Source organism: Microbacterium sp. Root61 (assembly GCF_001427525.1).
Taxonomy (GTDB): Bacteria; Actinomycetota; Actinomycetes; order Actinomycetales; family Microbacteriaceae; genus Microbacterium.
In genome coordinates this window covers 2,585,402-2,604,295 of the sequence record NZ_LMGU01000001.1, presented here as the reverse complement: position 1 = coordinate 2,604,295, position 18,894 = coordinate 2,585,402, and the positions used below count along the sequence as shown (strand labels likewise).

Below are 18,894 nucleotides of genomic sequence, written 5' to 3'. Positions count from 1 at the left end.
TGCACCCCGAAAAGCGTGATAAGACGTGCAATCCGGCTCTGCCGTGGATCCAACGGAGGAACGCCCTTGTCTTCGACTCGACGATTCAAGGCCACTGCGGCCGTCGCGGCATTCACCATCGCGATCACCTCCCTGGTCGCTCCCGCCGCCGTCGCGGCGCCGGTCCTTCCGCCGCCGGTGCCGGCGGCCGTCACGTCGGTCGCCTCCTTGACCAAGACCGCTTCGGTCGACGAGATCGCTCCGGGCGACACCTTCACCTACACCCTCACTGTGGGCTGTTCGGCGATCACCGACGTGGGCTGTCGCGGCGCGGTCCTGACGGATGATGTTCCGGCCCCATTCGTGCTCGTTTCCGCCACGGTGGGCGCGGGCGCCAACACCGCGTCCGCACCCGTCATCAACGGCAACAGCGTCCGCGTCGACTGGACCACGCCGCTGGGCGACGGCACCACAGGCATCCTTGACGCCACGACCGGGATCGTGCAGCTCGAGGTCCGCCTCCCCGCGGACGCGTCCTACGACGCGAACGGCGTCGAGGTCTTCAACAACGCCTTCATCGAGGGCGTGAACTTCGAAGACGTCGATGCCGAGGTCGGGGTGACGCCGATCATCCCGCTCATCCTGAAGACGACGGCATCCAAGACACTGTCTCCGACGTCGAGCATCGCGACGCCCGGAACGACCGTCGAGGCCACCCTCGGCGGATCGAACGAGTCGGACGCGACGGTGGACAGCCTTGTGATCCAGGACCCGGTCGACGTGGCCGCGACCCCGAACCCGTTCGAGTACCTCGGGTTCACCGGCTTCGGCACCGTGACGCCGCCGGTCGGCGCCACCGGTCCGCCGCTGTACGAGGTCTACGCGAACGGTGCGTGGGTCGCGGCGCCGGGTGGCGCGCTGCCTGCTGGCGTCGATCCTGAGGACGTGCGGGGTACGCGCGTGACGTTCACGGGCGACATCCCGGCCGGTGCCACGGGCTCGGTCGTGCTCGACCTCGAACTCACCGACCTGGCGGCCGAGCAGCCCGACCGCTTCGTCGTGACCAACACGGTCTCGTCCGAAGTCGCGGTGGGCGCGGAGACCGCCTCGGATGACGCCTCGGCCACGTTCACGCTCCTTCAGAACGACATCCAGGTCGCGGCGACGAAGTCGTTCGCCCCGGCCCTGGTGATCGCTGGCGAGAGCAGCACGGTGAACCTCGGCGTGACCAACACCTCCACGATCCCGCTGGACTCCCTCGCCCTGCGCGAGCCGTCCACCGGGGTATTCCCCGACGCGTATACCTTCGGCGGCTTCACGGACGACATCACCTACCCGTCCGGAGCGACCTCCGGAACCGTCATCTACCACTTCGCCGACGGTACGGAGCAGTCCGTGCCGTTCGACGACGGCGACACCCCGGCCGACCCGAGCGGTGACCTGGCCGATGTGGAGTCGTTCGAGGTCGTGTTCGAGGGTGACATCCAGCCGGGCGGCGAGAGTGCCGTCTCCTTCGCCGTCGACACCGACCCCGACCTCGCCGGACTGCCGCTCGCCGTCAACAACGAGGTGGCCGCCGTCGGCACGAATGCCGGCGCTACTGCGCAGAGCCCCGCCGACGCCGACCTCTATATCTACGACGAGATCATCGAGCCGTACATCGGCAAGCAGATCCGGCCGGACACGATCCTGGCGGTACCGGGTCAGATCGCGACCGTGACCCTCAACGGCGGCCTCACCGAACGACCGAATCCGCCCGAGACCCCGACGGGCACGACGGGCCACGCCTCGCAGATCGTGATCCAGGATCCCGAAAACCCGGTGGGCTCGGATGCCTGGTGGAACGCGTTCGATCTGACCGCCATCACGCAAACACCTGTGCCGGCCGACTCCGAAATGACGATCGAGTACTACGACACGACTGACGGCACGTGGAAAACGCTCGCCGGCCCGATCGTCGGCCCGACCATCTACTCCGCAGCCGTCGACCCGTCGATCTCGGACGTCGCGGGCGGCGTCCGCTTCGTCTACGACTACACGGGCTCCGACACCGGCTTCGCGCCGGGCACCGACCTGTCACCGAGTTTCACCGTCGCGCTCCGCGACGACGGACGCTACACCCCCGGCCCCCCGTTCTCCGATGACACCTCCACCTTCGTCGGCAACTGCGCGCAGTCCAGCGCCACCGCATCCACCCCCGGCGTCCCGGGCGGCTCGGCCGCGCTCTCCGACCAGGGCAGCTGCCCCGAGATCGAGTTGGTTCCGCCGACACCCGGCGGCGGCGACATCATCGACAAGACGTTCGGCACATCCAGCTCCGGCGGCATCAAGACCGTCATCGCGCGCAGCGGTGACACCATCCCGTCCGTGCTGCGCTGGTCGACGGGCGGGTACTCGGGCCTCGACCGCGTCGAGATCACCGACGTCGCGGCACCGGAGACCACTCCCGTCGCGCAGAGCGTCTTCGACGCCTTCAACCTCACGCGGGTGCAGCCCATCACCCCGGCGACCGATCCGCTGATCGCCTACGACCAAGTCCGCGAGGTGCTGCTGTACAACGGTGCCGCGTGGGTCAAGGCCGCCAACGACCCGTGTCCGGCCCTGTGCATCGGCACGTTCCCCGGAGTCACGCTCACCGGCGCCGAGCAGTCCTCGACGCTCGGGGTGCGTCTCGTGATCGTCGAGAGCCCGAACCGTGCCGCGGCATCCGCCGGTGATCCCGCTGCTCCGCCGGTCGGCTCGGGCGTCGCCCGCTCGATCGGCAACGACCGCCCGATCACCTTGACGTGGCAGGTGCGCGACACGCGTCGCTCGGACGGAGCCCCGGCACTCGGCGACATCGAGTACAACCTCGCCGGCCAGGACGGCATCGTCCGTAACACCGTCAACGCGACCGGATACCCGTCCGGCGGCGGCACGATCAGCGCGAACGACGCAGACGACGTGATCATCATCGACGTGCCGATCACGACCACGACCGACAAGAGCTGGCTGGACGGTCCGCTGGCGATTCCGACCGCGACTGCCGGCCTTCCTCCCACGGCGTACCCGCTGAGCCGCATCGTCATCACGACGCGCAATACGACTCCGGCAAAGGTCGACAACCTGTGGATCACCGATCCGGCTCCCGGAGCGAACGTCACGGTGTTCGACACGCAGGAATTCAACCGGTTCCTGCGCATCGACAACCCGGCCGGTGCTGACCCGACGAAAACGTTCGTCGACGTCTATTTCGAAGACGGCACGGTCGTCACGTACGACCGGCAGAGTGCCCTCGAACTTCGTCCGATCGGCCTTCCGAGCGGGCACGGCGACATGATCGGTTTCCAGGTCAGGTACGAGGGCCGCATCAATGCCGGCGCGGCGGGCGTGGTCGAGCTGCAACTGCGGCTCATGGCGCGAAATCGTGTGACAGGCGAACTGGTGACGGTGGCAGATTCTCCCGTCACGAACACCGCACAGGGCATCGTCGCCGACGTCGACCCGCCGGGCACCTGCCCGCCGCCGGGCACCGGCGCCGACGAGCCGCGCTACTCGTGCGACAACGGCTCTGCGACGCTCGTTCTGGCCGAACCGACGTTCGACATGGACGTGACGAAGTCCTTCACGCCCGCCGAGCAGAAGGAGCCCGACAACTCGCCGATCATCATGAACCTGACGGGCCAGCCCTCAGGCACGGTCCGCGCGGTCACCATGCTCATCGGCGACTCGGACGAGGCATTCTGGAACGCCTTCGACCTGGTCGGCGTCGATCCGAGCTTCACGCTCGCCACGCCGATCACTCGCGTGCAGGGCTGCTACCGCACCGGCGGTACCTTCTCCGTCGTGGATGACGAGGTCGTGGTCACCGGCGGGACCGGAGACCAATGCAGTTCGTTCGGTGGCTCGCTCGCCGATGCCGTCGCGTTCATGAACGCGGCTCCCGCCGACGTGCACCAGATCTCGTTCCAGTTCTGGAGCGAGAGCGGGTTCGGCTGGTCGAATCCCGCCAACCCGCTGCAGAAGATTCCCGTGCTCGTGCAGCGCCGCGCCGAGCTGCGCACCGGCGGACCGGTGCCCACCACTCGCAGTGATCAGGTCGCCGCGCCCGGGCAGCCCGGCCCGGGTCTGTTCGACAACGAAACCGTCGGGTTCGCGATCTCCAGCCAGGTATCGATCGGTGCGCCTTTGGATGCCGAGGACAAGGCGGAGGCGCAGTACCGCTATCTCCACCGGCAGAACAGCATCAGCGTCACCAAGACGCCGAACGGGGACGTGCGCCCCGGGGTGGCGATTCCCTACACGATGACGTTTGCCAATACGGGCGAGCGGCCCATCACCAACCCCGTGTTCAGTGATGAGCTGCCGGTGGATGCCGAAGGGCCGCAGCTGATCTTCGACCCGGACCGCGATCCGAGCGTGTCGCCGTACACATTCGCGCTCAGCGGCCCGACTCCGGATCCCACGATCGGGCTCCCGCTGCCGACGGACCCGAACGACCTCACGATCGTCGAGCAGCCATCCCGCATCGTGTTCACTCCACCGCCGGGCACCGTGCTGGGCATCGGCCAGACATACACGATCACGATCCAGCTGATGCTGCGTCCCGGCATCACGTCCGACATGGACGTCGTCAATACGGCCGTGATCACTGGCGGAGAGCCGTTCGACGGCTGCACGACGGCCCCGCTCGATCAGAGGCTCGACACGTGCAGCGACACCTCGACCGTGTCGCCGCTCGCGGTGCCGGCGCTGAGCACGATCAAGTCGGTGAAGGCAGACACCCCGCACGGGCTGACCGGCGTCCCGGACGTGTTCAGCGTCGTGAACAACTACACGTGCGACGGCACGGCGACCGCCGACGGCTTCTATCGCTACCCGTGCGTCCCGGTGACACTGCCGGGCGACACTGAGACGTGGCGCTTCACGGTCACGAATGCGGGCACCCTGCCGATGGACACCGTGGTCTCGATCGACAACCTCCCGATCCCCGGCGACCAGGGCCTCATCGCTGTCTTGCCCCGCGAAAGCGCATGGGAACCGACATTCGTCGGCGGCGTGGCGCTGATCCCCACGCCGACGACCCCGCCGGGCGCGGTGCTGACGACGTTCTATTCGACGTCGTCCACTCCGTGTATCGCGAATCTGAACCCGCTGGGCACGCAGTGCCCGCCGGGTTCCTGGCTGCCGCTGGCGGGCGCTGACCCGGCATCCGTCCGCAGCTTGATGTTCGTCATCCGGATGCCTGCCGGCGATCTACTCCAGCCTGGTGAGGCGCTGAACCTGCAGTACCAGACGCGAACGACGCCGACCGATCGGTCAGACACCAACTACCCGATCGCCTACAACACTGTGGCGACGGGGGGTGCAGCCATCCAGGCCGACTTGACGCGGACTCCGGTGCCCGCGACCGAGGGTCGTCGCGCAGGTATCTCGTACCCCACCGGTCCGATCTCCCTGGAGAAGATCGTGTCCGGCCCGGCGGCCGAGCTCGCCCCCGCGCTGTTCCCTGTGCGCCTGGTGTGCACCGTCGACGGGCAGCCCATCGCGGGTCTGCCACCTGTGGTGATCCTCCGGCCGGGTGCCGACCCCCACGTCGTCGACGGGCTCCCCATCGGCGCGGAATGCACGGCGACGGAGGGCCAATTCGGCCAGACGGCGACAGAGATCGGCACCGCCACTGTCGGCGGTCCCGATGACCCCATCGATGTCGTGTCGATCGAGAACATCTACAACGTCTCGGACCTCTCGATCCGCAAGATCGTGGATGCGGCAGGCAAGGACAAGGAGGGCAACTCGATCGAGTACGGCCCGTTCCCGTTCAGCGTGACGTGCACGTTCCGCGGTTCCGAGGTGTGGGCGGACGGATACGACGCCGACAACCCGATGGCGGAGAGCCTGACGGTCGATGAGCTGTGGGCCATGGCCGGGATCCCGGTCGGCAGCACCTGCACGATCACGGAGGATGACGCGCTGGGCGCGACATCCTCGTCCTTCACCGTGTCGGTCGATGGCGATCAGATCGACGCCGTCGACGGCAACTCGGTCGACGTCGTGATCCGGGATGGCCAGCAGGTCGAGGTCGAGGCGACCAACGCCTTCGGTGCCGGCTCCCTCGCGCTCGAGAAGGCCGTCACCGGCGACGCGGCGGCGGACTTCGGAGCGGGTCCGTTCCTGCTCAACGTGAGCTGCACGCTGGACACCGGCAGCGGGCCGACCATCGTGTGGTCGGGCTTCGTGGCCCTGGGCGGGGAGAACCCGCTGACGAAGACCATCGACGACATCGCCGCTGGTGCGACCTGCACGGTCCACGAAACGTTCGCCGGCGGCGCGAACGAGAGCGTCGTCTCACCCGAGACGGTCACCATCGGTGACAGCACCACCGTCACCGTCACGGTCACCAACACCTTCAACGCAGGGTCGATCACCGTCACCAAGGTCAGGGACGGAGCGGGCGCCGATCTGTGGGGCGCCGGACCGTTCGAGGTCACCTTGGACTGCACCACGACCTTCCGTCGTTCGGTCGACATCCCAGGCGGCGCGGTGCGTGAGCTGAATGAGGCCAACGGCTACACGACGACCTATGAGCCGCTCCTGGTGGGGCTGAATTGCACCCTCACCGAGACCGACTCGGGCGGCGCGACCAGCACCGCGATCACCGACGCCCAGGGCGAGCCGATCGACGTGGTCCAGGTGGTCGAGGGCGCCACTGAGGTGACCGTCACCAACACCTTCGATGTGGGCGACCTCGTCGTCACCAAGACGGTCTCCGGCGGCGCGGCGGCTGCGCACACGTCCGACACCTTCCAGGTGTCGGTGGCGTGCACGTGGAACGGCGACGAGATCGAGATTCCGGAGGGCGCCACCCGGCCCTTGACGGTCGCCGCGCCCGCGCGTTACGAGGATCTCCCGATCGGAGCCGAGTGCACCGTGCGCGAGTCCGACAAGGGCACCGCGAGTGCGGTGACGATGACACCGGCATCCGAGTCGGATCCGACGAGCGCCGTGGTGACGATCGGAGCGGATGCCGCGGCATCCGTCTCCATCGACAACCGCTTCGATCCGCCGCTGCCGGCGACGGGCTCCGATCCGACGCCGCTGATCATCGCGGCGAGCACGGCCGGGGTGCTGATCCTCGCCGGGGTCGTCGTGATGCTCGTGATGCGTCGCCGCCGCAAGGACTGATCTGGGCTGAGCGCAAAGCCGCCGCCGTGCACTCCAGGGTGTGCGGCGGCGGTTCGCGTTGCGGGGGTCAGCTGACGGCGGCCTCCACAGCGACGCGGCGCTGTGCACGCCACCGGCCGACCCAGACGACGAGCAGGCCGACGCCGACGATGGCGATCGCGATGCCGACGATGTACCCGGCGACGCCGACGTAGCCGCCCGGCACCAGGTGCGGGTCGAGGAAGGGATACGGGTACCACCACGGATTGCCCGACGCCGGCGCGATGATCATGTCGGCGCGCAGCAGCGTGTAGACGGCCCACACGATCGGGTAGATCGCGATGATCCCCACCGTGCTCCACGGCAGCGGGCGACGCTTCGGTGCGACGAACAGATCGACGAGCATGAACACCGGGATGACGACGTGCAGGATCTCGTTCGACCACCACACCGTCACGCCTTGGTCCAGAACCACGTTGCGCAGGAGGGTGTTGTAGACGATGCCGGTCACGATCATGTAGGTGGTCAGGCACGCCAGCAGGATGGCGAGCCAGCGCGGCTCGGTCTCGGCGTCCTTGCCCTTCGTCCATGCCCACACGGCCGCGACGACGAGCAGTATCGCCGTGAACAGATTCGACTGGATCGTGAAATAGCTGAGGAAGTTCGCGACCACGGTCGGCACGTGGCTCGCGTAGTCAGTGGTCGCCTCGAGGGCGCGTTCCGTGGTCCTGATCAGTTGGGCGATGATCGCCGCGAAGGTGAGCGCGGCCGCGGCCACTCGGGCGTAACTCCAGGCCATTCTGTTCTCCTCAGGTCGTGGTCAGCATAGCGGCGCACACGCGCTGATCCCCGGAATCCCGGAGGGCACGCCCGCCCCGATAGGATGGGGTGTACCGTCGGACCCCACCCGAGGAGTGTCTTCATGCCTGGAATCGTCATCATCGGTGTGCAATGGGGAGATGAAGGCAAAGGCAAGGCGACCGACCTCCTCGGTGAGCGCACCGACTGGGTCGTCAAATTCAACGGCGGCAACAACGCCGGCCACACCGTCGTCATCGGCGATGAGAAGTACGCCCTGCACCTGCTGCCCTCCGGCATCCTGTCGCCCGGCGTCATCCCCGTCATCGGAAACGGCGTCGTCGTCGATCTCGAGGTCCTCTTCGCCGAGCTCGAGGCGCTCAACGCGCGCGGCGTCGACACCTCCCGCCTGAAGGTGAGCGCGAACGCGCACATCATCACGCAGTACCACCGCACGCTCGACAAGGTCACCGAGCGCTTCCTCGGCAAGCGCATGATCGGCACGACAGGTCGCGGCATCGGTCCGGCGTACGCCGACAAGATCAACCGCGTCGGCATCCGCATGCAGGACCTGTTCGACGAGAACATCCTGCGGCAGAAGGTTGAGGGCGCCCTCGACCAGAAGAACCACCTGCTGGTGAAGGTCTTCAACCGCCGTGCGATCACCGTCGATGAGATCGTGGACGACCTCCTCTCCTACGCGGACCGCCTGCGGGGCATGGTGTGCGACACATCCCTGCTGTTGACCGACGCCCTGGACCGTGGCGAGGTCGTCGTATTCGAAGGCGGCCAGGCCACGATGCTCGACATCGACCACGGCACCTACCCGTTCGTCACGTCGTCGTCCGCGACGGCCGGTGGCGCGGCCACCGGTGCCGGCGTCGGACCCAACCGGCTCGACCGCATCGTGGGCATCGTCAAGGCCTACACGACCCGCGTCGGCTCGGGCCCGTTCCCGACCGAGCTGTTCGACGAGCAGGGCGATTGGCTGCGCTCGCGCGGCTTCGAATTCGGCACGACCACCGGGCGCCCCCGCCGCGTCGGCTGGTACGACGCTCCGATCACCCGATACGCCACGCGCATCAACGGCATCACGGACCTCGTGCTCACCAAGCTCGACATCTTGACCGGGCTCAAGGAGATCCCCGTGTGCGTCGCCTACGACGTGGACGGCAAGCGGTTCGACGAGGTGCCGGTCAACCAGTCCGACTTCCACCACGCCGTGCCGATCCTGGAGTACTTCCCCGGGTGGAGCGAGGACATCTCCACGGCGCGCACCTTCGATGACCTTCCGCTCGCGGCCCAGGAGTACGTCCTGGCGCTCGAGGCCATGAGCGGCACACGCATCTCGGTGATCGGCGTGGGCGCCTCGCGCGATGCCGTCATCGTGCGCCACGACCTCGTGGACTGATGCGGTTCTGGCTCGGCGGGTACACCGCCGACATGGGCGGCAACGCCGACGGGATCGGCACGCTCGTCGCCGGCGCCGCGGATGACGGATCCGCGGGTGGGGCGCTCTCGTTCACGGGCGATGCCGTGACCGCGGCGTCGCCGTCGTGGCTGGCGCAGCATCCGACCCTCGACATCGTCTACGCGACGCTCGAGGCGGCCGGCACGGTGGCCGCGTATCGCCGCACCGGAGAGTCGTCGTTCGTGCCGCTCGGTGCCCCGGTCGAGGCCGGGGCCGCGGTCTGTCACGCCGTCGTCGCGCCGGACGGCGGCTCGCTGATCGCCAGCTGCTGGGGCGATGGTCGGGTCGTGCGCGTGGTGCTGGATGCCGCAGGTCGACCCTCGGCCCCGGTGCTGGCTGCGCCTGCCACGGACCCGCATTCCGGGCCTGTCGACCCGTTCAGCGGAGTGGATGCCGCTGTCGGCATACGCCCCGCCGGTGTCGATGCCGAGCTCGCCGCCGCGGCCCGCTCACTGCGCGCTGCCGCAGGCGACGAGTTCGCCCACCTCGTCCCGGGGTACGACGAGGGTCTCGATGAGGAGGAGCCGGCCGAAGAGGAAGCCACCGATCCGGGCCGGGTCTCGCGCGCACATGCCGCCGTGTTCCTGCCCGACGGCCGGATCGCGACGACCGACCTCGGATTCGACTTGGTGCGGATCTGGCGCCCGACGACGTCCGCGCTGCGCCTGGATCACGAGGTCGTCCTACCCTTCGGCACGGGCCCGCGGCATATGGTCCTGCACCCGAGCGGTCACCTGCACGTGGTGACGGAGTACTCCCTCGAGGTGTTCACGCTCGGCGCCGGGCGTGATGGCCGGTGGAGCCTGCTCGGGGGAGTCGCGGCATCCGGGATCTCGGTCGACGGCGACGCCGCTGCGGAGCTCACCCGTTCGCCGGATGGCGAGTACCTCTACGCGGCGCTGCGGGGCAGCAACACCATCGCCACCCTGCGCGTGCGCGGCGCGGGCGAGCGCACCGAGCCGGTGGCACTCGTCGACGCAGGCGTGAACTGGCCGCGCCACCACCTCGTGGTGCGCGACACTCTACTGGTCGCGGGGCAGCTCTCGGACGAGATCGTCTCGCTCACGATCGACCCGCGCACCGGCGTTCCGGGCCGGGTGCGCTCGCGCACCGCGGCGCCGTCGCCTACCCGCATCCTCCCCGCACGCGCGTAGGCATCTGCGTTCGGAACGAACGCGCCGCGCTACTCCTCCGGGACGATCTTGGCATCCTGCTTCGGGATCACCACTTGTTTGATGATCAGCAGGATCGAGGCCGTGACCGGGATCGCGACGAGGGCGCCGAGCAGTCCGAGCAGCGTGCCGCCGACCAGGGCGCCGATGACCACGAGCGACCCGGGAACCGAGATCGCGCGGTTCATCACCTTCGGCGTGAGCACGTAGGCCTCGAGCTGCATGTAGATCAGGTAAGCGATCGCGAAGATCAGCGCGGCGAGCGGGTTGGAGAAGAGTGCGATCACCGTGGCGACCATCCAGTACAGCACCGAGCCGACGAGCGGGATCAGTGTCAGCAGGAATGCGACGACCGACATCAGCGCGGCGAACGGGAGTCCCAGCACCAGGTGCAGGATCAGCGCGACGATCGAGTTGCAGAACGCCAGGATCACCATGCCCATCAGGTAGCCGCCGATGGAGTCGGTGATCTGCTCGGTCATGCTGGCCACGGCGGGGCGGCTGCGGGCGGGAGCGAGACGGTTGAACGCCACCTTCATCATCGGCAGGCCGGCCAGGAAGTACAGGCTCAGCACGAGCACGATGATCAGCCCGGAGATGGTCGTCGCGATGCCGACGCCGACCTTGACGACGCCGCCGCCGATGGTCGCCAGGTTGGCCGGGTTCGAGAGGAACTTCTGGATCTCGTCGACGGCAACGCCGACGACGTCGCTGAACGTCGCATTCAGCCATGCGTAGAAGTCGGACTTCTCGAAGTTCGTGATGATCCCCGGAATGTCCTTGATGAATGAGGTGATCTGTTGTACCACCGTCGGCACGATCAGGGTCAGGACACCGACCAGGATCAGGGCGAACACCGAGTAGACGATCACGATGCCCCAGCCGCGACCCACCTTGTGCGCCTCGAACCACCGGACGATCGGGTCCAGCCCGAGCGCGGCGAAGAGCGCGAACACGACATAGATGACGATGGTCGACAGATTGCCGAACGCGATCCCCAGCGCGAGTGCGACGAGGCCGCCCAGGGTGACCGAGAAGCCCACGGCGAACGGGTTGCTCACGCTCGTCCAGATATGCGCCCGCGGAGCAGGGGCCTGCGGTGCGACGGCGGGCGTCGCGGCATCCGTTCCCGTTGCGGGATCTGAAGCCAAAGGAGCAGCGGCATCGGTCATGCACACACTCTAGAGCCACCATGCCGCTGGACCAGGGACTTGTCGCGCGAAGCGCCGGGATGGCAACCGGACCGGGTATCGTCGATTCCCGAGGAGGGCGCCATGACCACTGATCCCGACGAGACGCTCCAGCGTCTGCGCGGCAGCATCGACAACATCGACGCCGCGCTCGTGTTCATGCTCGCCGAGCGATTCCGCTGCACGCAGCAGGTCGGCGTGCTCAAGGCCGAGTTCGGCATGCCGCCCTCGGATCCGGCGCGCGAAGAGCACCAGGTCGCGCGCCTGCGTCGCCTGTCCGAAGAGGCCGACCTCGACCCCGCGTTCGCGGAGAAGTGGTTCAACTTCGTCGTGGCCGAGGTCATCCACCACCATGAGCGGGCCGCCGAACGCCGCTGACACGGGCACCATTCCCGCCCACGTGGCTTCCAAGCTGTATCGCCACACGTTCTGGTGTGGCCTCACGCAGGAAGGCGGGTCGGACGTCCGCGTGCCTTTGCGTTGAGACGACGGATGCCGCGACCCGGCGGGTCGCGGCATCCGTCCGTTCCTTCGTGGTTACGGCGTCGCGCGCCGCAGGACCAGGTACGACACCCCGGCCACGACCACGATCACGACCAGCGACCACAACGCCAGGCCGACAGCACCGAGGGTCGCGAACCAGGTGAACATCTGCACCCACGCGTTCGCGCTGCCGACCAGCCACAGGATGCCGACGAGGATCACGGCGAAGCCGACCAGGACGACAGCCAACCACAGGCCCCCGAAGCGCTTGTAGATGAGGGCGCACGCGAATCCGATGACGAAGAACAGCATCGCGATGACGAAGTAGAACAGCAGGGCGCCGGCGGGCCCGGACTCCCAGACCCAGTCGAGACGGAAGAACCAGCCGTTCATGCCCCACCCGCCGGTGGCGACCTCGATCAGCCCGCCGACGAGGAACACCAGCGAAAGGATCGCGGAGGTCATCGCGGCGGTGAGCAGGGTGCCGAGGTAGAAGTCGCGTCGGGTAACGCTCATCGCCTGCGAGAACGGGAAGGTCAGGGTGAGCGCCTGCACGCCGACCACGAGGAAGTACCACAGGGGCGCCTGAGCGCCGCCGCCGTACTTCGCCTCGCTGATGCCGGCGTTCGAGAGGATGGCGTAGATGGCGAGGGTCAGCAGGAAAGAGCCGCCCAGGATGAGCAGCGGGATCCACACGTAGGTCTGCTTGTTGATCAGCTGCATGCGGACCACGTTCAGGGTGCGGCTCATCGGAGTGCTCCTTCGTCGCGAGCGGCGGCCGGGGTGGCGTTCTGCGTGACACGGACGATCAGCTGCTGGAGCGAGACCGGAGCGACCTCGAGTCCGGCCGCGACCAGCGCTTCCCGGTCCTGCGGGGTGAGGGTGCCGAGGACCGTCACGGAAGTGACCTTGCCGAGGCTCTCGCGGTGGATGACCTCGCGTCCCGCGACGAACGCGTCGACGGCGGCGGCATCGCCCACGATGTTCGCGGCACGGTCGCGCACGGCATCCGTGTCCTCGTTCATGATGATCCGGCCGCGGTCGATCACGAGCACCTTCTCGATGAGGTTGGAGACCTCGTCGATGAGGTGGCTGGAGAGGATCACCGTGCGGGGATGCTCGGTGTAGTCCTCCAGCAGCCGGTCGTAGAAGATCTGCCGGGCGACCGCGTCGAGGCCCAGGTACGGCTCGTCGAAGAACGTGATCTCCGCACGGGCGGCGAGTCCGATGATGACGCCGACCGCCGAGAGCTGGCCGCGGGAGAGCTTCTTGATGCGCTTCTTCACGGGGAGCTGGAAGTCGTGGATGAGCGACTGCGCGAGCTCTTCGTTCCAATGCGGGAAGAACAGCCGGGCCGTCTGGAAGGCGTGTGTCGGCGTCGCGTCGTCGGGGTACTTCTGGCTCTCCCGTACGAAGCACATCCGCGACAGCACGTGCGCGTTCTCGTACGGGTGCTCGCCGAACACGCGGATGTCGCCGCTCGTGGCGAAGTTCTGCGCGGTCAGCATCGACATGAGGGTCGTCTTGCCGGCGCCGTTGCGGCCGAGGAGGCCGTAGATGGTGTCCTGCTCGATCGTGAAGCTCACGTCATCTACAGCGAGCGTCTCGCGGTAGCGCTTGGTGAGTCCGGTCACTTCGATGACGGCGGTCATCGTGCGGTCCTTTCGGTGGGGTCGGATGCCGCATCCGGCGCCGCGGCGGCGCGTTGGCGGATGAGGCGGGAGAGATCGTCGGGCGAGAGGCCGAGCTTGCGGGCTTCCGCGAGCAGCGGGGTCACGAAACGGTCCGCGAACGCCGTCCTGCGCTCTTCCAGCAGGAGATCGCGGGCGCCGGCGGCGACGAACATGCCGATGCCGCGGCGCTTGTAGAGCACACCTTTGTCGACGAGCATCGCGATTCCCTTCGCGGCGGTGGCGGGATTGATGCGGTAGAACGCTGCAAGCTCGTTCGTCGACGGCGCCTGGCCCTCTTCGGCCAGGCTCGCGTCGATGATCGAGTCCTCGACGCTCTCTGCGATCTGCAGGAAGAGCGCCTTGCCTTCGTCCATCACATCAACCTCGTTCTATGGTTAGTTACTCAGGTAACTAACCATAGAACCGGGTCGAGTGTCAACCCACTTTCCCGGATCCCGCGCCGTGACTGGCATGCGGGCAGATTCACACGACCCCATCCCGAAGTCGGGCTTCGTCGAGGATCGCTCTCGGTTTGGCGAAGTGCATCTATCTCGTTACCGTGGAAAGAGGGCCTCACGGCCCGTCAACGACCAGTCCGCGATCGAAGCGTCTGGGCCGCGAGGTCCGCGCCGCGAGCGTATGGTCGATGGTCTTGGTGATGGATCCGAAATGCATCACCCCGAGCAGCAGGCGCGATGGAACCCACGTGCCGCCGCCGATGACTGTCACCCGGGCGTAACCGATGCTGCAGCTAGTGCGCTGCGCCGAGGTGATGCACTTGTCCGTTTCCCCTGCCCTTGAAGCGAAGAACCTGTACAAGGTCTTCGGGCGCCATCCGCAAGACGCCGTCCGCCGGCTCTCCGCCGGAGAGACGCGCGCCGACGTGAAGGACGCCGGAACCGCGGCCGTCATCGATGCGAGCTTCACCGTCCAGCCAGGCGAGATCTTCGTGATCATGGGACTTTCCGGTTCGGGGAAGTCCACCATCATCCGAATGCTCAACGGACTCCTGGAGCCCACCGCAGGCGAAGTCGTGGTCCAAGGCAGAAGCGTCACGTCGGCGTCGGCGTCGGAACTGCGGTCGATCCGACGCTCGTCGATGTCGATGGTCTTCCAGCACTTCGCCCTTCTTCCGCATCGCACCGTGCTCGACAACGCCGCATATGCGCTGGAGATCCAGGGCGTCGACAAGGCCGAGCGGATCGAGCGTGCGCGAGAGATCCTCGGCAAGGTCGGGCTCGCCGATCGGGCGGATGCGTACCCTGACGAGCTCTCCGGTGGAATGCAACAGCGCGTCGGCCTGGCCCGTGCGCTGACCGCCGGCACCGACATCCTGCTGATGGATGAGGCCTTCTCCGCCCTCGATCCCCTGATCCGCCGCGAGATGCAGGAGCAGCTGGTCGAGCTGCAGCACGAGCTCGGCCGGACGATCATCTTCATCACCCACGACCTGAACGAGGCGATGTTCCTCGGCGACCGCATCGCGGTGATGCGCGACGGTCGCATCGTGCAGAACGGGACGCCCGAGGAGATCCTCACCGACCCGGCGAACGACTACGTCGCGCAGTTCGTGCAAGACGTCGATCGTGCACGCGTGCTCACCGCCAGCGCGGTGATGGAGCCCGCCTACGCGACGGTGCCCGTCAGCGCCGGCGTGCGCGGAGCGCTCCGGGTGCTGCGCGAGCTGCAGGTCGCGTCGGCGTTCGTCGTCGAGAATCGCAAGCTGATCGGTGCCGTCAGCGATCGCGCCGTCATCTGGGCGGTCAAAGCGGGTCAGGGCGACCTGCGCGCCATCGCAGACCACGCCGTGCCGACCGTGGGCCCCGACGATCCGCTCACCGACGTGGTGGAGCGTTCGATCGAGAGTCCGCTCCCCGTGGCGGTCGTGGACGCCGATCGACGACTGCTGGGCATCATCCCGCGCGTCACGTTGCTGGCGGCGCTGGGCAACGTCCCTCCCACAACCCGGGAGCTGTCGATCATTCCGGCCATCTCGGTGGATCTCGTCGAGGAGCTCAGCCAACTGGTCGAAGCGCCCCGGCTCGAGACCGCGAGCGACGGAGGTGACCGCTGATGGATGGATTCCGCCTCCCCCTCGGTGCGTGGGTCAAGTCGTTCGTGGACTTCGTCATCGACACCCTCGGCTGGTTCTTCGACATCATCGCGGTGCTGTTCCGCGGACTCTACGACGGCGCCGAATGGATCTTCACGGCACCCCCGTTCTGGGTCGTCATCATCGCCCTCGCGGGTATCGCCTGGCTGTCGAAGGGGTGGAAGCTCGCCGTGGGTACAGCCGTCGGACTGCTCGTGATCGGCGGTGTCGCGCAGTGGGAGAACGCCATGCAGACCCTGGCGCTCACGTTCGTCGCCGTGCTCATCGCGATCGCGATCGCCGTTCCGCTCGGTATCTGGGCGGCGCGCTCCCGGACGGTGTCCGCTGTCGTGCGTCCGATCCTCGACTTCCTGCAGACGATGCCGGCCTTCGTCTACCTCATCCCGGCGATCTTCCTCTTCGGTGTCGGCGTCGTTCCGGGCATCGTCGCGACCATCCTGTTCGCGATCGCCCCCGGCGTGCGGCTCACCGAGCTCGGCATCCGCGGCGTGGACAAGGAGGTCGTGGAGGCGGGCAACGCCTTCGGCGCGACGCCCGGCCGCATCCTGCGACAGATCCAGCTGCCGCTCGCTATGCCGTCGATCATGGCCGGCGTGAATCAGGTCATCATGCTCGCCCTGTCGATGGCGGTCATCGCCAGCATGGTCGGTGCTCCCGGCCTCGGCAAGGACATCATCCAGGCGCTCAGCCGGACGAACATCGCACTCGGCTTCGAGGCGGGACTCGCCGTCGTGATCCTGGCGATGATCCTCGACCGGATCACGAGTGGATTCGGCGGGCGCAGGACACGCACCCGGTCCCGCGCGAGCTCGGCCGCAGCACCCCCTCGCGACGCCGCGCGCTCCACCGTCGCCGCCGCTCGCTGAGCTATAGACCGAGGCGCGCTTCGGCGTGCCGACGAGCCCACGGTACCCGTGGGCATCCCCAACGCCCGTGCCACAGCACACGGGAGGAAAGGAAGAATCCATGAACAAGCGACACCTCATCGGTGCCCTTGCACTAGGAACCGCCGCCAGCCTCGCGCTGGTCGGCTGCGCAGGAGGAGCCGGCGGTGACGAACCGGCGGAGGCATCGAAGGACATCACCATCGGTGTGTTCAACGGCTGGCCTGAAGGCGAGGCCGCGTCGTACGTGTGGAAGCAGGTGCTCGAGGAGAAGGGCTACAACGTCGAGCTCGAGTACGCGGACGCGGGTCCGGTGTTCGCCGGTCTCGCGAAGGGCGACTTCGATCTGGCCCTGGACGGCTGGCTGCCGACGACGCACGCCTCGTACTTCGAGGAGTACGGCGATGACATCGTCGATCTCGGAGCCTGGAACGAGGATGCCAAGCTCACCATCGCGGTCAACGCGGATGCGCCGATCGACTCCCTCGCCGATCTCGCGGCGAACGCGGACGAGTTCGGCAACCGTCTGATCGGCATCGAGCCCGGCGCGGGGCTCACCGAAGCCACCGAAGACGGGGTTATCCCCACCTACGGGCTGGAGGACATGGAGTACATCACGTCCTCCACGCCGGCGATGCTCGCCGAGCTGGGCAAGGCGCTGAAGGCCGGCGAGAACGTCGCCGTCACGCTCTGGCGCCCGCACTGGGCCTACGACGCGTTCGACATCAAGGACCTGGCGGACCCGGAAGGCACCCTGGGCGATGCGGAGTCGATCCACACCGTCACCCGCACCGGTTTCAGCGACGACTTCCCCGAGGTCGCGGAGTGGCTCACGGCGTTCACGATGGACTCGGATGTGCTCTTCTCGCTCGAGAACGCGATGTACAACACGGATGACGAGGTCACCGACTACACGGACATCGTGAAGACGTGGATGTCGGAGAACAAGGACTACGTCGACGCACTGACGTCGTAGTGACTCATCGAAGGGCGTCGGGGAGACCCGGCGCCCTTCGTCGTTCGCGGGTGGCCGGAGCGGGCCGGGTCAGTGCTTCGGCTTGATGACCCGGCCGGGGGCGGTGTCCGTCGACCGTGCGGGAACGGGCCAGGGCGACGGTGCGACGGTGTTGCGCGCACCGGTGCCGCCCGCAGTCCCGGTGGCGGGGGGAGGGGTCGTCGAGACCCGCGGGGTCGCGGCATCCGGAACCTGCGGGTGCGCGCCCGTCGTCAGCTCGAGCGCCACCTTCTCCTCGAGCACTTCGATGGCGCCGTCGGACAGCGAGATGAGCCCGTCCAGCTCCTGCCGTACGCGGCGATACGCCAACTGGCGCTCGGCGGGGGTCGCGGCCTGGTCGATCGCGACCGTGAGAAGCTGCTTGGCCGTGTCGAGGCGCTTGCGCTCGACATCTGTGAAGGACGAGTCCCGGATGCGGCGGGCATCACGCTCGGCGACATCGAACGCCACCTCGAAGTCGGTGACGGCATTGCGGTAGTCGGTCAGCTGCTCGCGCGTGAGCTTCGTCTTGGCCGACGCGGGCCGCAGTCCGTCGGCGAGCTTCTTGGCGCGCAGGAAGGCGGCCGTGAGCGGCTGGCGGCCATCGCTCATCGCGGGGAAGGCGATGAGCTTCGCGACGTCCAGCTCGTATTCGAGCCAGCGGGCAGTCACAGCATCGTGCGAGGCGAACAGGCGCTCGAGCTGCGTGCCCTGCGGCGCCGGCGCTGCCGCGGCTGCCACGGGGATCGCGCCGGTGGCGGATGCCGCGGCCAGGGCCGTGCCGTTCGCCGCGGCCTTCAGCTCGGCCTTCGCGTGCAGTACCTCGAGGCGCCGCGTGTGCCGGCGTCGCGCGTTCCGCTCCCAGGCGCCACCGACACTGCCCACCACACCCATCACCGGGAAGACGAGCCACCAGTATTGGCCGAGGAAGTCGAACAGGGGCTGCACCCTGCCATGGTACGCCGAGGCCGTGCGTGCTCGCCCGCGTATCGGC

14 protein-coding genes are annotated in these 18,894 nt (G+C 67.8%); 7 read left to right on the top strand and 7 right to left on the bottom strand.

Annotated elements, in window-relative coordinates; translation table 11 throughout:
• Positions 1 to 66: 66 nt before the first annotated feature.
• A complete protein-coding gene (locus tag ASD65_RS12345; protein ID WP_056223077.1) occupies positions 67 to 7,143 on the top strand; it encodes a DUF5979 domain-containing protein in 7,077 nt (2,358 codons plus the stop codon).
• Positions 7,144 to 7,210: 67 nt separating this feature from the next.
• On the opposite strand, the gene ASD65_RS12340 is transcribed toward ASD65_RS12345, so the two are convergent.
• Positions 7,211 to 7,921, bottom strand: a complete 711-nt coding sequence (locus tag ASD65_RS12340) for a Pr6Pr family membrane protein (protein WP_056223075.1) — start codon at positions 7,919 to 7,921, stop codon at positions 7,211 to 7,213.
• Between the two features lie 123 nt (positions 7,922 to 8,044).
• Here ASD65_RS12340 and ASD65_RS12335 point away from each other — a divergent pair, with 123 nt between their 5' ends.
• Complete coding sequence (locus tag ASD65_RS12335; RefSeq protein ID WP_056223073.1) at positions 8,045 to 9,331, top strand: adenylosuccinate synthase; 1,287 nt, start codon at positions 8,045 to 8,047, stop codon at positions 9,329 to 9,331.
• A complete protein-coding gene (locus ASD65_RS12330) occupies positions 9,331 to 10,545 on the top strand; it encodes a lactonase family protein (RefSeq protein WP_056223071.1) in 1,215 nt (404 codons plus the stop codon). Before ASD65_RS12335 ends, ASD65_RS12330 begins: the two co-directional genes overlap by 1 nt.
• 29 nt (positions 10,546 to 10,574) lie before the next feature.
• On the opposite strand, the gene ASD65_RS12325 is transcribed toward ASD65_RS12330, so the two are convergent.
• Positions 10,575 to 11,735 (bottom strand): AI-2E family transporter, encoded by a 1,161-nt coding sequence (locus ASD65_RS12325; protein WP_056223069.1) that lies wholly within the window; start codon positions 11,733 to 11,735, stop codon positions 10,575 to 10,577.
• Positions 11,736 to 11,837: 102 nt separating this feature from the next.
• On the opposite strand from ASD65_RS12325, the gene ASD65_RS12320 reads away from it, so the two are divergent.
• Positions 11,838 to 12,131 carry a chorismate mutase gene (locus ASD65_RS12320; RefSeq protein ID WP_056223066.1) on the top strand — a complete coding sequence of 98 codons (294 nt, stop codon included), beginning with the start codon at positions 11,838 to 11,840 and terminating at the stop codon, positions 12,129 to 12,131.
• 159 nt (positions 12,132 to 12,290) lie between these two features.
• Here the strand turns inward: ASD65_RS12320 and ASD65_RS12315 are convergent, their stop codons facing one another.
• The 4 genes from ASD65_RS12315 to ASD65_RS19065 form a co-directional block, all read right to left on the bottom strand.
• Positions 12,291 to 12,986, bottom strand: coding sequence for a hypothetical protein (locus ASD65_RS12315; RefSeq protein ID WP_056223064.1), 696 nt, complete (start codon positions 12,984 to 12,986; stop codon positions 12,291 to 12,293).
• Positions 12,983 to 13,888: an ABC transporter ATP-binding protein gene (locus tag ASD65_RS12310; RefSeq protein WP_056223062.1), complete on the bottom strand. Its 906-nt coding sequence runs from the start codon at positions 13,886 to 13,888 to the stop codon at positions 12,983 to 12,985. The genes ASD65_RS12315 and ASD65_RS12310 overlap by 4 nt, the downstream gene beginning before the upstream one ends.
• The gene (locus ASD65_RS12305; RefSeq protein WP_056223060.1) at positions 13,885 to 14,286 is read right to left on the bottom strand and encodes a GntR family transcriptional regulator; all 402 of its coding nucleotides are present in this window, start codon (positions 14,284 to 14,286) and stop codon (positions 13,885 to 13,887) included. Before ASD65_RS12305 ends, ASD65_RS12310 begins: the two co-directional genes overlap by 4 nt.
• A gap of 196 nt (positions 14,287 to 14,482) precedes the next feature.
• Complete coding sequence (locus ASD65_RS19065) at positions 14,483 to 14,638, bottom strand: hypothetical protein (RefSeq protein ID WP_156378866.1); 156 nt, start codon at positions 14,636 to 14,638, stop codon at positions 14,483 to 14,485.
• A 43-nt stretch (positions 14,639 to 14,681) separates the two neighbouring features.
• Between ASD65_RS19065 and ASD65_RS12300 the strand changes: the two genes are divergently transcribed.
• From ASD65_RS12300 to ASD65_RS12290, 3 genes are all read left to right on the top strand, one after another.
• The gene (locus ASD65_RS12300; RefSeq protein ID WP_082561921.1) at positions 14,682 to 15,983 is read left to right on the top strand and encodes a quaternary amine ABC transporter ATP-binding protein; all 1,302 of its coding nucleotides are present in this window, start codon (positions 14,682 to 14,684) and stop codon (positions 15,981 to 15,983) included.
• The gene (locus ASD65_RS12295) at positions 15,983 to 16,888 is read left to right on the top strand and encodes an ABC transporter permease (protein ID WP_056223056.1); all 906 of its coding nucleotides are present in this window, start codon (positions 15,983 to 15,985) and stop codon (positions 16,886 to 16,888) included. Before ASD65_RS12300 ends, ASD65_RS12295 begins: the two co-directional genes overlap by 1 nt.
• Positions 16,889 to 16,988: 100 nt before the next feature.
• The gene (locus tag ASD65_RS12290) at positions 16,989 to 17,882 is read left to right on the top strand and encodes a glycine betaine ABC transporter substrate-binding protein (protein WP_056223055.1); all 894 of its coding nucleotides are present in this window, start codon (positions 16,989 to 16,991) and stop codon (positions 17,880 to 17,882) included.
• Positions 17,883 to 17,951: 69 nt separating this feature from the next.
• Here the strand turns inward: ASD65_RS12290 and ASD65_RS12285 are convergent, their stop codons facing one another.
• Positions 17,952 to 18,848: a hypothetical protein gene (locus ASD65_RS12285; RefSeq protein ID WP_056223053.1), complete on the bottom strand. Its 897-nt coding sequence runs from the start codon at positions 18,846 to 18,848 to the stop codon at positions 17,952 to 17,954.
• Positions 18,849 to 18,894 lie beyond the last annotated feature (46 nt).

What these genes read in the sequence shown, in the direction of transcription:
- ASD65_RS12295 (WP_056223056.1), top strand. Translation starts at nt 15,983, where the DNA reads ATGGATGGATTCCGCCTCCCCCTCGGTGCGTGGGTCAAGTCGTTCGTG.
- ASD65_RS12290 (WP_056223055.1), top strand. Translation starts at nt 16,989, where the DNA reads ATGAACAAGCGACACCTCATCGGTGCCCTTGCACTAGGAACCGCCGCC.
- ASD65_RS12325 (WP_056223069.1), bottom strand. Translation starts at nt 11,735, where the DNA reads ATGACCGATGCCGCTGCTCCTTTGGCTTCAGATCCCGCAACGGGAACG.
- ASD65_RS12340 (WP_056223075.1), bottom strand. Translation starts at nt 7,921, where the DNA reads ATGGCCTGGAGTTACGCCCGAGTGGCCGCGGCCGCGCTCACCTTCGCG.
- ASD65_RS12335 (WP_056223073.1), top strand. Translation starts at nt 8,045, where the DNA reads ATGCCTGGAATCGTCATCATCGGTGTGCAATGGGGAGATGAAGGCAAA.
- ASD65_RS12310 (WP_056223062.1), bottom strand. Translation starts at nt 13,888, where the DNA reads ATGACCGCCGTCATCGAAGTGACCGGACTCACCAAGCGCTACCGCGAG.
- ASD65_RS12330 (WP_056223071.1), top strand. Translation starts at nt 9,331, where the DNA reads ATGCGGTTCTGGCTCGGCGGGTACACCGCCGACATGGGCGGCAACGCC.
- ASD65_RS12300 (WP_082561921.1), top strand. Translation starts at nt 14,682, where the DNA reads ATGCACTTGTCCGTTTCCCCTGCCCTTGAAGCGAAGAACCTGTACAAG.
- ASD65_RS12315 (WP_056223064.1), bottom strand. Translation starts at nt 12,986, where the DNA reads ATGAGCCGCACCCTGAACGTGGTCCGCATGCAGCTGATCAACAAGCAG.
- ASD65_RS12320 (WP_056223066.1), top strand. Translation starts at nt 11,838, where the DNA reads ATGACCACTGATCCCGACGAGACGCTCCAGCGTCTGCGCGGCAGCATC.